Below are 13,904 nucleotides of genomic sequence, written 5' to 3'. Positions count from 1 at the left end.
TTCGAATTCGGTCTCCGTTTTAGATAAATAGTGACGCGACTTGAATTTTTTACTTCACAGTTACTGTGTGGTGTACTTCGTCTGCTTGATGGCGCAGTGTCCACGGGTCTTCGGCAAGTACGCTTTTATCAGAAATAAGCGTATCTTGCGTCGGCCCGAAGAACGCATAAGGCAGGTAACCGTAGCCCTGATCGCCGAACGTGTTACCCCAGGAATTTTCGATCTCCACTAAACCGGTCGCGTCATCATAGCCAATCGCCAGCACGAAGTGATAACCATCTGCAGGATCCGAAACAGGTGATTGCGGCGCAAAACGGAAGCTGTCGTTTACCGGGCCACCGGCATAACCAGCCGCAACGCCCGATGCACCAACAGCACCTCCACCGGAGCCAGCCTCTCGTCCGGCTGCTCCCCCTGTGCCACCGCTAGAACCAGCTGAACCACCTGACGAACCTGCAGTTGCATCACCAGGTGCGGAGGTCGGTATCGGGAAACGGCCAGTGCGCCATGTAGGCGAAAGAACAGCGTCGTCGCCATAGCCCACGGATCGCGCAACGGGAAAAGCAACGGGTACGGGATAACCATCGGCAATCGACACCTTCATTGCCCTGAGTGTCGTTACGCGGTAAGCCTTGGTCAGCTTCCGAGTTGCGGCGTCGTCGAATGCGGTTGTGGGCGGAGTGATCGAAAACTTGCTCGTATCGTATGGCCAAGCACTCTCGACGCACGCGCCAAATTTTTCGAGTGCCTCGACAACGGCATCCGCCTTGCACCCTGAATCATCGCTGGTTTGTTCGCCTTCTGTAAGGACGCGCGTTGCGTAATAACAGAATAGTGGCGACAAAGGCTCATCCAAACCATCGCGTAGATGAAGAAAGCGTAATGCGCTCGTAAAGGCAAAGGCAGCGCATGATTCAATCGGATCTTGATCGAGAACAGGTGGGCATTTTGCACGTAAGCTCATTGCAGATGGTGGCACCGGAAGTTCTTTTCCGGGCGTTACAATCTTCAACTCTGGTCGGGCGAGCGGCTTGGGCCGTTGCGCCGTCTTGGCCAGTTTTCTGACAATACCATTGATCTCGACGGCAGGGGGAGGAGCAACATCCGCGATGACCGCGGTGTCGCTCCCTGGATGGCCGCCGCGTACACCAGCCGAACCACCTTGTTCTTGCGATTTTTCGTTGTTAGCTTCGTTTTGCACTTTATCCCCTTGAGTATTTTTTAATGTCAGAAGATTATAAGTGATTACAAACATGCTCTGCGAGTTTCATTAGACGATCAACGCCAACTGGTTCTTCCGTCTGCAATGCCACGATCGCGTAGCGGCTTGCATAAACTTGGGTCACTGCGGTAATTTCTTTGACCTCATTTTCTGCGCGGCGTAACAGAAATGGCGATGCAGGTTGTGCTGCGGCAATACTATTATTAATCACCCATGCCCATGGTTCGATTCCAGCGCGACGAAGATCCGCTTGCAGGTTGGCCGCCTCCAGTACCGGCGTGGTTTCCGCTAGTGTCACTATCAGAACCTTGGTCTGTTTGGGGTCTTGTAATTGCATCATTGGCGTGAGGAAATGCATGCCTTTGTCTTCCATTTGACGCGCAATTTCTCGATGATATGCTCCAGTAGCGTCAAGCAATAGCAAAGTATGTCCAGTCGGAGCCGTATCCATGACAACAAATTTTTTACCGGCTTCTCTGATTACTTTGGAAAACGCTTGGAATACAGCGATTTCTTCTGTACATGGAGAGCGTAAATCTTCTTCTAGCAATGCTTTACCTTGGGCATCCAATTTTGCTCCCTTGGTTTGCATGATGTGTTTCCGGTAAAGTTCAGTTGCTGTCGGGGGATCAATGCGGCTTATCGTGAGATTGTCTAGCGTTCCATTCAGAGTCTCAGAAAGATGTGCGGCGGGATCGGAGGTGGTGAGATGTACCGATAATCCACGATGAGCCAATTCAACGGCAATAGCTGCCGCTAATGTCGTTTTACCGACACCACCTTTACCCATGAGCATTACTAAGCCGTGCTCGTCGGCAGCGATGTCATCAACCAGTTGAGAAAGACTTGGTGCGTGAAGGTCGATAGCGCTTTCAGAGGAAGATATTGCTGATAGTGGCGATTCAATAAATAAATGTTTTAACGCGTCTAAGCCAAATAAATTAAACGCTTTGAGCAAAATGTAGTCGCAAGGCAAAGAGCGCAATTTGGCTGGAATATCAGCGAGCGCTTGCTGTTCGCGCGCGTAGATCGCTTGTGCTAACGGATCAGTTCCAGTGGCACTTTGGGGTAAGACACCATTAATCACAAGATATTGCTGAGTCAGTCCGATCGTCGCTAATTCATCATGCGTGCGGGCCACTTCACGCAAGGTTGATTCTTGAGGCCGTGCCACCAAAATTAAACGCGTGTGGAGTGGGTCGGCTAATGCTTCAACGGCAGCTAAATACTGACTGCGTTGTTTTTCTAGTCCTGCCAACGGTCCCAAGCAAGAGGCATCACCTTTTCCTTCTTCTAAAAAGCTGCTCCATGCACCAGGTAGCTTTAGTAACCGTATCGTATGACCCGTTGGCGCAGTATCAAAAATGATATGGTCGTATTCTTTTTTGAGGGCGTCATTGGTCAGCAGCCCAGTGAACTCATCAAATGCGGCTATCTCCGTCGTACACGCGCCCGACAACTGTTCTTCAATGCTTTTGACAACAGTATCCGGCAGCACTCCACGTACCGGCCCAACGATTCTGTCTCGATAGACTTGCGCCGCGGCCTGCGGGTCGATTTCCAGTGCAAACAGCCGAGATACCGCTGGAATTGCAGTGATTGTATTACCGATGTTGACGCCGAAGACTTGTCCTACGTTGGATGCGGGGTCTGTACTTACTAATAGAACACGTTTATTTTGCGCTGCCAAATAAATTGCCGTTGCGCACGCTATGGACGTTTTGCCGACACCACCTTTGCCAGTAAAGAACATAAAACGTGGAGACTGATTGAGGAAGTGCATATCTATCCTTGGTTGCTTATACATTGGTGCTGACTGGCGCAATCGTGCCCCTTCTATTTAAAGACGTTGACGCCTCTCTATATCCTATGCTTACTGAGCGAGAGTATTGTCGTTTTTCCCACTTTATTGAGGGAGAACAAAAATTAGTCGATCACATTGAGCAAATTGGACAGGCAACTGTAATGTGAAGATATGACGTGAAAGGTAAGTCTCAACACAAAGAAGACGCTCAAAAGAATAGCTTTGCCACAAAGGTCCATATCATAGCCGACGCGTCGGTTGTGTCGCAATAAGCGGATCTGGTAAAGTTTGGTATGGACGATTTTCGCAAAAGCCTCATCAAAAATACCCTCTGCAAGGTTCTTAAACGACTGCATTATCCGTTGGAAGTCATGATGCTTTGTGTGCGATGGTACGTGGCATACCCGTTGAGTTTTCGTCACATTGAAGAAATAATGCAAGAACGCGGCGTTGTCGTTGATCACGCCACGGTACATCGCTGGGCTGTGAAGATGTTGCCTGTGCTGGCCAAGATATTTCGTTCACGTAAGCGTTCCGTAGGTCGGAGTTGGCGCATGGATGAGACGTATATCAAGGTGAAGGGTCAATGGAAATATTTGTACCGAGCCGTTGACCGTGAAGGACAAACCATCGATTTTCTGCTCACTGCCAAACGCGATCTGGCTGCTGCGCGTCGCTTCTTTGAGCGTGCTATTGGACAACACGATTTACCTGATTCAATCACGATTGATAAAAGCGGCGCCAATACCGCAGCCATCCTCAGTATCATCGCTGACACCGGCGCTGACATTCAGATGCGCCAGAGCAAATATCTGAATAACATGGTCGAGCAAGACCATCGGGCTATCAAGCGAATAACCGGTCCCATGATGGGGTTCAAAAATTTTCATTGTGCACAGGCTATCATTGCGGGTATTGAAACCATGCATATGATTCACAAAGGGCAAATGATACCTGCCTCCAAAGGTCAGCCTTTGTCCAAAACTGAACAGTTTTATAGTTTAGCTTTTTAATTTTCCGAACCCTCGCCGCATTTTTTGTCCGTTCTACCTTATTGCGACACAACCCAAAAAAGCCCATCGCGATCTTCAAGGGAAATGATTCAAACGGTATCTCGCACAAAACATTCACTCGCTCGTTTGAACGACAAGAGGCTACCTAACGTACGTTGAGGGGTAAATTCTAGTAAAGAAAACTGTAGGGGTAAATGTTGGGGTAAATCCCCTAAGAAGCAAAAAGGCCAATCTGCTGATTGGCCTAAGTCTTTGATTTTATTGGTCGGGACGGTGTGATTCGAACACACGACCCCATGCACCCCATGCATGTACGCTACCAGGCTGCGCTACGCCCCGACGAGCGAAATATTATAGTGCATTAAAGCTATTTTTACCATGCCTCTGGTTTGAACATTCAGTTAGATGTCATTTATGAAAAAATACCATATTATATTTTTAAAAACGTGACTAAAATATTTTCATATTTCATCAAAAGCGGTGAAAATACAGATTCAAGGTCGTGATGCGCAATGGAGGCTAATAGGGGCCAATTGTGGTTGCGGTAAGAATAAAACTGGGCTTGTACAATACTTTTTTCTGTTTTCAGAACAGCGCGTTTGTGTCGGTCGTTAGGCGATGCCGTCGCGTCATTATAGAAAAATTTTGTATGTTCTCTGAAAAAACATTAGATACTATGATAATTAAAATCAGCCAAAATTTTGATGCTGGCGCCATCGATGTTGTTAAAGCAGAGCGGGCGGGGGAAATTGAACTAAATCTGCGTAAGGATTCCCACGCAGATATCTGGCAGTGGTTTCATTTTCGGTTGCAAGGTGCGCGTGGTGAGCAGGCGGTAATGCGCATTTTGAATGCGGGTAAAGCCACGTATGCCAAAGGATGGGAAAACTATCGCGCTGTCGCAAGCTATGACAGAGAAACTTGGTTCCGCGTTGAGACGGAATTTGATGGTGACGTGATGACAATTCGTCATACGCCGGAATGCGATAGCGTGTACTACGCCTATTTTGAGCCATACAGCTGGGAACGTCATCTGGCATTGCTGGGCAGTGTCGAGCATTCGCCGCTGGCGCGTGTGGTCGATCTGGGTAATACCGTCGATGGTCGGGACTTGAACATGGTAGTTGTTGGCGATCCCGATGCTGAAAAGAAAGTCTGGATTATCGCTCGTCAACATCCCGGAGAAACCATGGCCGAGTGGTTGGTCGAAGGTTTGTTGGATGCGTTACTTGATCCATCTAATCCAATTGCGCGCCGTATTTTAGACAATGCCGTTTTATATGTTGTCCCAAACATGAATCCGGATGGTTCCTACCGCGGCAATTTAAGAACAAATGCTGCTGGCGCCAATCTGAACCGCGAGTGGATGACACCTTCCCTGGAAACCAGCCCTGAAGTGTTCCATGTAAAAAATAAAATTCACGAAACTGGTTGTGATCTTTTCTTGGATATCCATGGTGATGAAGCATTGCCATATGTCTTTGTTGCGGGCAGCGAAATGCTGGCTGGGTTTACGGAGCAACAAGCACGTGAACAGCAGAGTTTTGTCGACAGTTTCTGTGCTGCCAGCCCAGATTTCCAGACTGAAATTGGTTATGCCGCATCGAAATACAATGAAGATGTCTTAAAATTGGCCTCCAAATACATCGGGCATACGTTTAAATGTGTTTCACTGACGCTGGAATTGCCATTTAAAGACAATGATAATTTGCCAGATGCAGAAGTCGGCTGGAATGGAGCGCGCAGTGCAAAATTAGGAGAAGCGATGTTGCAACCGATGTTGACATCGTTAATTTCTAAATAACATCCGCTTGCAACGAGAGATCGGGGGGGTATTCTGCGATCTGAAGCTTTCAATTTTGAGGGTGCTGATGATGTCAGCACCCTTTTTATTTATGCCTGAAGCGGTCCACATGATTGAAACTTGATGGCGACTATCGGATACTTGCACAACAAAAAACAATAAAGGAAAAAGCAATGGGCATTGAGATTGAACGGAAGTTTTTAGTCGTCAATAATGACTGGAAAGTCGACGCAATCGGTAGCTATTTAAAGCAGGGGTATATTAGCTCAACACCAGGACGTATTGTGCGCGTCCGGATTGAAGGTGACGCAGCTACCTTAACGATTAAAGGGCTATCGATTGGGATTACTTGTGGGGAGTGGAATTACCCGATTCCACTGAGCGAAGCGCAAGAATTATTGGATACCGTTTGCCAACAACCGTTGATAGAAAAATACCGCTACCGGCTGCCAATGGATGGCTTGACCTGGGAAATTGATGCTTTTTTAGGGGCAAATGCTGGTTTGGTGGTGGCCGAAATTGAATTGCCTTCGGATGACGTTGAGTTTAACCATCCTCACTGGCTAGGGGAAGACGTCAGTCACGACCGACGCTACGCCAATGCGAATTTATTGACGCATCCATTTAAGGATTGGTGAATTCATCAAGTTACTGCGGGGTTAATTGCAACGAGATCTGCCTTTCATGAAGAAAGCAGATCTCGTGTTCTATTTCAGCGTCTCATTGAGCTAATTAAACCGCGCTGACACCACGATTGGCCGCTTTGCGGTACAAAATTAAGGTAGCAATCAGACCGCAGATTGCCGCAAATGACATCCACAAACCAGGTGCCGCCTTGTCATTAGTCACCTCAATCAACCAGGTAGCGATCGCTGGGGTGAATCCACCAAAAATGGCAGTCGCAAGACTATAGGCTAACGAGAACCCAGCTGTCCGTACTTCCACCGGCATCACTTCTGTCAGCGCAACGACCATGGCGCCGTTGTAACTGGCATACAAGAAGGAAAGCCACAGTTCAGCGATGAGCATTCTTTCGAATGAAGGGCTACCAGTCAGCCAGCTCACGACAGGGTAAGCAGTTAATATCGTCAAGGTAGTAAATGCAAGTAACAGTGGCTTACGACCGATCTTATCAGACAAACTGCCCATCACTGGAAGCCAGAAAAAGTTGGAGACACCAATGCACAGCGTAACGATAAGGCTATCGGTAGTAGATAACTTCAAAACGCTTTTACCGAAGGTTGGTGTATAGACGGTGATAAGATAAAACGACACGGTCGTCATCGATACCAACAACATGCCGCAGATCACTAGGCCCCAGTTTTTGAGCATTGATTGAAAAATTTCACGCGCATCGGGACGGTGTTTTCTTTGCATAAACTCTTCAGTCTCTTGCAGAGAGCGACGAATCACAAAGAGTACCGGAACAATCGTACAGCCAATAAAAAACGGAATACGCCAACCCCATTGAGCCACTTCTTCTGTCGGCAATATTTTATTGAGTGCATAACCAATCGCCGCAGCAAAGATAATCGCTACTTGCTGACTGGCAGATTGCCAACTGACATAAAATCCTTTGCGACCAGGTGTCGCCATTTCAGCCAGATACACTGAGACGCCACCCAGTTCTACACCAGCTGAAAAACCTTGAAGCAAACGACCCACCAACACTAGGAATGGCGCCAGATAACCGATGGTACTAAATCCCGGTACGCAAGCAATCAGGACAGTCCCTAGTGCCATGAGTGCCAGCGTCACGATCAACCCCTGACGACGTCCAACCCTGTCAACATAAGCACCTAAAAAAATCGCGCCCAAGGGACGCATCAGAAATCCAGCGCCGAAAGTCATAAAAGTCAGCATCAGAGATGCAAACTCATCACCAGCAGGAAAAAATGCTTTAGAAATATACGTGGCATAGAAGCCGAACAGAAAAAAATCAAACATCTCCATGAAATTGCCACTGGTGACCCGCAATACAGTGGCTAATTTGGAGCTGGGTTGAGCTGAGGAGATCGTCATAGTTGTCATTGTTAATGATGATGAAAACGGAGCAGTCAATGGTCAGCGCCGATTGAAACGCGGTATTGAACACTCTTTATTGTCGCTACTATCGCAAGAGGTCGGTGATAAAATAACACCATGACACTAGCGTTGCCAAAGTATATAGATTCCTGTGCATCTGAATGTATCAACTCATAACGCAATATCACAAGTTGCTGTGCAAAAAAATGGGCTGACTTACTAAACAAACGGTTTAACCGAGGGAGAGGGTAGGCACTTCCATAAAAAAAAGGCATAGCGATCTTGTAGATTTCGCTATGCCATGATGTGATGCTCATGTGTCAGTTCAATTTCAGCCAATCAATAGCAGCGAGAGACAGACTCAGCGACACAAACTGGTTTTTCGGCGCCTTCACGTTCAATAGTCACTTCCCAGGTCATTTGCGCACCATCCTTGATATCTTCAACGCTTAAGAGTTTCATGTGCGCTCTCAGGCGGCTGCCGACGAGTACGGGGGAGGGGAATCTGACCTTGTTGAGGCCATAGTTCACCCCCATTTTGACGTAGGTCAGGTGCATTGCTTTTTGCATCAATGCAGGCAGCAATGATAATGTCAAAAAACCATGAGCGATCGGCGCACCAAATGGCGACTCTTTACGCGCACGTTCGACATCAATATGGATCCATTGATGGTCTCCCGTCGCTTCAGCAAACATGTTGACGCGCTCTTGGCTGATTTCAATCCAGTCAGAGGAGGCAACATGCTGACCAATGAGATCTTTGAGTTCTTGCAGGCTATGAATTTCACGCATCATCATTCCTTAAGCTTGTGGGCGACGACCAAACATGCCCATACCATGAATGGTACACACGACTTGACCATGTTGGTTGACTGCCTTCCAGAGCGTGTTGATCACACCGCGATCTGGTTTAGACGTCGAAGGTTTGCTGCCGGTTGTTTCCGCTGTCACCGTCAGAGTATCGCCTGGTCTGACGGGCAGAAGCCATCGCACTTCATCCAAGCCCGGTGAACCCATGCTCGAAGAATCCGCTAAAAAACCGTCAACAACCATACGCATAATCATGCTGCATGTATGCCATCCGCTGGCGATGACGTTGCCAAAGATTGAATTTTTGGCTGCTTCTTTATCGATATGAAACGATTGTGGATCAAACTGGGTGGCAAACGTAATGATTTCTTCTTCAGTGACGGTGCGCTGTCCTAGCTGGATGACCTGACCAGGAACAAAATCTTCGAAGTACCACGTAAATTTTTTTTCTGTCATAACGACGTCCAATCAAAAAAAAATCCCGGAAAATTGAACATTTGGCCGGGATAGAAATAAGTAACTTAAGCGCTGACTTTAAAGTCTGGTTGTGCGACAAATCGCGCCAAATGGTGATCAGTGTCACCAAATGACAACTCGATGGTTGTCAGACGTTTAAACATGTGCGCAACGGGAAGCTCATTTGTAACACCCATGCCACCATGTAATTGAACTGCTTGCTGACCGATATAGCGTGCAGCTTGTCCGATACGTGCTTTAGCGGCAGATAAAGTACGTCTTCTTTCTTCTGTATTCGGGGAAGATACTTTTACTGCAGCAAGCGTCGCCATCGAACGTGCCTGTTCCATTTCCATAAACATGTCAGCCATGCGATGCTGAAGAACCTGGAACTTACCAATCGGCACACCAAATTGTTGGCGTGTTTTCAAATAATCGAGGGTGGCAGCATTAATAGCCTCCATCAGCCCGATCGCTTCTGAGCAAAGAAGTGAAACGCCATAGTCGCCCGTCGCATCAAGGAGATCCCAGCCCTTATTTTCGTCGCCCAAGAGATTAATCGGTGCAACTTGTACCTTGTCAAAACGGATATCAGCAGCCCTATAACCATCAATCGTACGATAATCAGTCCTATGGACACCGGCGCTTTTTGCATCAACCAGAAATAAATGAATCCCAGATTTATCACGTTGATTACCACTCGACCGCGCTGAAACGATCAACATATCTGCCTGTGCACCATGGAGTACGACGGTCTTCGTTCCGTTGATGACAAAACCATCCTGATTGGCTGTGGCTGTCGTGGTGATATCGAACAAATCGTAGCGGGACTGTTTTTCGTCCAAAGCAACGGCTAATTGTTTTTCGCCGGCAGCAACTTGCTCAAGGACATCGAAGTGTGCTTTAGATTGTTTTAAACACTCCGCTGCAACCATCGTCGCGAAATAGGGCTCAATGACCAGACTACGCCCCAATTCCTGCATAACGACCATCATGTCTACGGCAGAGCCATTAAAACCACCTTGATCTTCTGGAATCGGTAGGGCAGTAGCGCCGAGTTCAGCTAATTCAGACCACGCTTTTTTTGAAACGCCTTCGGCTGAAGAAATAATATGTTTGCGCTGCTCGAAGCCATAATCTTTTTCAGCCCAACGGCGAATAGCTTCAGCGAATTGTTGTTGTTCTTGCGTTAAATTGAAGTCCATTGCCTTTTCCTCACAGTCCTAAAATCATTTGGGTAATGATATTTTTTTGAATCTCATTTGAACCACCGTAAATAGATGTTTTACGGTAGTTGAAGTAATACGACGCCAACGCAGCTGCGTCATCGTCACTCACGAGACTATGTTCTGTTTCACCTTCAAGGAAATCAGGATCAAACGGCAAACCGTAAGGTCCAACGGCTTCCAACATCAGCTCGGTTAAGCGTTGTTGGATTTCAGTGCCTTTGATTTTGAGTAAGGAAGCTTCAGGACCTGGTCGACCACTATCCTGCGAGATCACGCGTAACACAGTGATTTCCAATGCCATCAATTCAATTTCTAAGCTAGCGACTTTATGCGCAAAGATCGTGTCGTCAATCATTGGCTTACCATTTTTTTGATGCTCGCCAGCGATGCGTTTTAAAAATAATAATTCGCGCTTGGCACGGCCAACCGCCGCAATGTTAGTACGCTCGTGACCCAAGAGATACTTGGCGTACGTCCAGCCTTTATTCTCTTCACCAATCAGGTTCTGAACTGGCACCTTCACATTATCGAAGAAGACTTCATTCACTTCATGGTCTTCATCAAGCATGATAATCGGACGTACTGTGATGCCCGGCGTTTTCATGTCAATGAGCAAAAATGAGATGCCTTCTTGCTTACGCGCAGCCGGATCTGTACGCACCAGACAGAAAATCATATCTGCGTGCTGGGCGAGCGTCGTCCAGGTTTTTTGGCCGTTAACGATGTAAAAGTCACCCTGACGTTCAGCACGTGTTTTGAGTGATGCCAAATCTGAGCCTGAGCCTGGTTCAGAGTAACCTTGGCACCACCAGTCTTCGCAGCTAAGAATACGCGGCAAGTAGTAGTCTTTTTGCGCCTGATTACCGAAAGCCATAATGACAGGGGCGACCATGTTGACGCCAAATGGCAAGATCGGCGGTGTGCCCGCGCGAGCGCATTCTTCTTCGAAAATATGTCTTTGGGTCGGGGTCCAGCCTGTACCGCCATAGGTGGTTGGCCAGCCAGTGGCAACCCAACCTTGTTTGGCAAGAATTTTGTGCCAGCGAACAAAATCTTCGCGAGACATTCTCTTATGGTTACGCACCTTGTGCTGCAGATCAGCGGGCAGGTGGGTCTCCAGATAATTACGTACGTGATCGCGGAATGTTAAGTCTTCCGCTGTGTAGTTCAAATCCATATTGTCTCCTGAAATATACGCCTGTTGGTTGGCAACTTGAGAGAAACATAGCTAGGCGATGAAGCCATTCCTGCTTATTTTTTTGGTTTCTCACAAGAGCAAAACTAAAAAAGCACGACCGTTCAGAACTATTGTACAACGAATTTTCAATTTGGGGAGATTCATCTTCATTGGCGATGCACACAGTTCATAAAAAAGTCTCGTGAGGACTGTTAATGGGTCATCACGAGACTTTGTTTTGAATTTCAACCTATTTCAACCTATTTCAATCCATTTCAACTGATTGAAAATCTAATGAAAATGCGCTGTACCAGGACTTAACACATCCTCTGGCATTTCAGCATGAACCAATTCCGCCTCACGGTCGGCAAATAGCGGTGTGCCACAGTCATCACAGAACTCCATCGCGAAGATTTCTTCTAATGGTGTGATGCTCGTGATACCACATTCCAACAAAATTTCAGTGATATCACCATTCATTTTGCCGTTTTCATCGACACCGAGTGCCGCAATCTGATCTTCTGCCTGATAAAGTGGCCAAACTACCCCGTAGATAACTTCAGGCGCGTCAAGTAAGCAGAAGCTGATCCGGAATTCATCGATTTGTCCTGGTGTTTCTTGCACTCCACATGCCGCGATGACAACCTCAATGTCGGCTGCTTCCTTACCCAGACTTTGGGTCAGATAAAAAACCGCCGAACGGATAGATGCGGGCCGAATTCTTATATCTGCTTCGCGGCAGGCGGTGTAATACGCCTCGGGTAGCAATAAATCAATACCGCAACCAGGCAGAAGATGTTTAAGTAAGGGCTCGGCCTGGCGTTGCCATTCTTCAAGCGCTGCATTTTTCGCCTTGGAACAATCATAGGGTGCGTCCAGAATCTGCCATTGAAATAGTGGCGCATTGATTGGAACAGTGACTACACCGAGTAGATAACGAATATCGGCAAGAAAAGGCACCGTTTGCGCACGCTCTGCCTCAACTGGAGGTGGTCCATTTTTTAATAATGCCAATGCCTGGCGCTCCAGCAATGCAAACGTCTCGCTATGGTTGCGCGGGAGCTGATCGATAGAATATAAACTTGGTAGCAACCGCAATTGCGTATCATTCGCCAGCAAGCTAGTTACTGCGTGCTCGGTGAGAGTCGATAAAGTTTCAGCAGGAATAGCACCTGAGGCGATTTCAAAGCGCGTCCACGCAAGGATTGGTGCCGCAATCAGGAGTGCGCAAAATTGTTTCCCTTGAATCTCAAAGGTCGCACAAGTGCTAATGGTTTCCAGTGTTTCGACCAGTACCTCGTAGCCATTGGGATGCGCAGCAAACAGGTTCTCAGCAGCAGCATCCAAGATCTCCTGGTGATGTTGCTTGAGGTTTTTTGAAACATAGACATCTAACTTGTCTTGCCAAGACAAGTCTTCAACACGACTTGCGGATTGTGCGACGGCCAGCGAGAGATTAACCAGTCGTTGACTTTCTGCCGCCAGCTTTAATCGATTACGTTTGAGAGGTCGGCGCATAAAGTTCTCTGTCAAGTGTTGATGAACGATAAAAAACGAACAATTGTCCGATGCTTTGATACCTAAAAGGTGAGGTTAATCGCTTCAGCAGCATGCCTCACCGAGACCGAGCGACGTCTGGGCGCGGTCTGTACTTTATCTTTTTTGATATTGACTGCTCCCAAACAGAATGTCTTTTGCTTTGTCATCAGTGAGTGGTTTGCGCAAATCAGCTAACACTTTCACACCGCGCTCCACTGCAGGGCGGGAACTGATTTCGTCAAACCAGCGTTTAGCATTAGGGAAGTCTGCCCAGTCAATGCCTTGGTTCGCAAATGAGCGGGTCCATGGAAAGGTCGCGATATCGGCAATCGTATATTCATCACCGGCCAGATAGGGAGTTTTGGCAAGTTGGCGGTCAATCACACCATAAAGACGTTTTGCCTCATTGGTATAGCGATCAACGGCATAGTCAATCTTGGTCGGTGCGTAAATACGGAAATGATGTGCCTGACCGAGCATTGGTCCCACGCCCCCCATTTGGAACATAAGCCACTGCAAGGTATTGAATTTTTCACGATCTGAATTGCCGAGAAATAAGCCTGTTTTACCAGCGAGATAGATCAAAATTGCGCCAGACTCGAACAAGGAGATAGGTTTGCCGTCTGGACCATCGGAATCAACGATCGCCGGAATCTTATTATTAGGTGAAATCGATAAAAATTCTGAGGTGAACTGATCACCAGCACCGATATCAATCGGAATCGCACGATAATCCAGACCACATTCTTCGAGCATAATGTGTACTTTGTGACCATTTGGGGTAGGCCAGGAATAGACGTCGATCATTACGGTCCTCTTCAAAAG

Annotated in this window: 12 protein-coding genes and 1 tRNA gene; 3 read left to right on the top strand and 10 right to left on the bottom strand. The window is 47.4% G+C overall.

Translation table 11 applies throughout. The features are described from left to right. Window positions 1-49: 49 nt before the first annotated feature. Together ACO0KV_RS04445 and arsA are read right to left on the bottom strand one after the other, a co-directional pair. Window positions 50-1,201, bottom strand: coding sequence for a hypothetical protein (locus ACO0KV_RS04445; RefSeq protein ID WP_423040297.1), 1,152 nt, complete (start codon window positions 1,199-1,201; stop codon window positions 50-52). A 34-nt stretch (window positions 1,202-1,235) separates the two neighbouring features. Next, the gene (gene arsA / locus ACO0KV_RS04440; RefSeq protein ID WP_423040295.1) at window positions 1,236-3,005 is read right to left on the bottom strand and encodes an arsenical pump-driving ATPase; all 1,770 of its coding nucleotides are present in this window, start codon (window positions 3,003-3,005) and stop codon (window positions 1,236-1,238) included. A 314-nt stretch (window positions 3,006-3,319) separates the two neighbouring features. On the opposite strand from arsA, the gene ACO0KV_RS04435 reads away from it, so the two are divergent. Further along, window positions 3,320-4,039 (top strand): IS6 family transposase, encoded by a 720-nt coding sequence (locus ACO0KV_RS04435; RefSeq protein ID WP_423040293.1) that lies wholly within the window; start codon window positions 3,320-3,322, stop codon window positions 4,037-4,039. 262 nt (window positions 4,040-4,301) lie between these two features. Here ACO0KV_RS04435 and ACO0KV_RS04430 read toward each other — a convergent pair. Further along, window positions 4,302-4,378, bottom strand: a tRNA-Pro gene (locus ACO0KV_RS04430). A 337-nt stretch (window positions 4,379-4,715) separates the two neighbouring features. Between ACO0KV_RS04430 and ACO0KV_RS04425 the strand changes: the two genes are divergently transcribed. Both ACO0KV_RS04425 and ACO0KV_RS04420 read left to right on the top strand, forming a co-directional pair. Then, window positions 4,716-5,843 carry a M14 family metallopeptidase gene (locus ACO0KV_RS04425; RefSeq protein ID WP_423040291.1) on the top strand — a complete coding sequence of 376 codons (1,128 nt, stop codon included), beginning with the start codon at window positions 4,716-4,718 and terminating at the stop codon, window positions 5,841-5,843. A gap of 173 nt (window positions 5,844-6,016) precedes the next feature. After that, window positions 6,017-6,481: a CYTH domain-containing protein gene (locus ACO0KV_RS04420; protein ID WP_423040289.1), complete on the top strand. Its 465-nt coding sequence runs from the start codon at window positions 6,017-6,019 to the stop codon at window positions 6,479-6,481. Window positions 6,482-6,575: 94 nt separating this feature from the next. On the opposite strand, the gene ACO0KV_RS04415 is transcribed toward ACO0KV_RS04420, so the two are convergent. From ACO0KV_RS04415 to ACO0KV_RS04385, 7 genes are all read right to left on the bottom strand, one after another. Beyond that, window positions 6,576-7,874 carry an MFS transporter gene (locus ACO0KV_RS04415; RefSeq protein WP_423040287.1) on the bottom strand — a complete coding sequence of 433 codons (1,299 nt, stop codon included), beginning with the start codon at window positions 7,872-7,874 and terminating at the stop codon, window positions 6,576-6,578. Window positions 7,875-8,207: 333 nt separating this feature from the next. After that, window positions 8,208-8,660, bottom strand: coding sequence for a MaoC family dehydratase (locus tag ACO0KV_RS04410; RefSeq protein WP_423040285.1), 453 nt, complete (start codon window positions 8,658-8,660; stop codon window positions 8,208-8,210). Window positions 8,661-8,669: 9 nt separating this feature from the next. After that, the gene (locus ACO0KV_RS04405; RefSeq protein ID WP_423040283.1) at window positions 8,670-9,134 is read right to left on the bottom strand and encodes a MaoC family dehydratase; all 465 of its coding nucleotides are present in this window, start codon (window positions 9,132-9,134) and stop codon (window positions 8,670-8,672) included. 65 nt (window positions 9,135-9,199) lie between these two features. After that, window positions 9,200-10,339 (bottom strand): acyl-CoA dehydrogenase family protein, encoded by a 1,140-nt coding sequence (locus tag ACO0KV_RS04400; protein ID WP_423040281.1) that lies wholly within the window; start codon window positions 10,337-10,339, stop codon window positions 9,200-9,202. A 10-nt stretch (window positions 10,340-10,349) separates the two neighbouring features. After that, entirely contained in the window at window positions 10,350-11,540 is a 1,191-nt protein-coding gene (locus tag ACO0KV_RS04395) for an acyl-CoA dehydrogenase family protein (protein ID WP_423040279.1), read from the bottom strand. Window positions 11,541-11,831: 291 nt separating this feature from the next. Further along, on the bottom strand, window positions 11,832-13,058 hold the full coding sequence (locus ACO0KV_RS04390; protein WP_423040277.1) for a DUF2863 family protein: 1,227 nt from the start codon (window positions 13,056-13,058) through the stop codon (window positions 11,832-11,834). A gap of 135 nt (window positions 13,059-13,193) precedes the next feature. After that, window positions 13,194-13,886, bottom strand: coding sequence for a glutathione binding-like protein (locus ACO0KV_RS04385; protein ID WP_423040275.1), 693 nt, complete (start codon window positions 13,884-13,886; stop codon window positions 13,194-13,196). Window positions 13,887-13,904 lie beyond the last annotated feature (18 nt).

This window comes from Undibacterium sp. RuRC25W (genome assembly GCF_049339825.1).
Taxonomy (GTDB): domain Bacteria; phylum Pseudomonadota; class Gammaproteobacteria; order Burkholderiales; family Burkholderiaceae_D; genus Undibacterium.
This window is presented reverse-complemented; position numbering and strand designations above follow the sequence as displayed.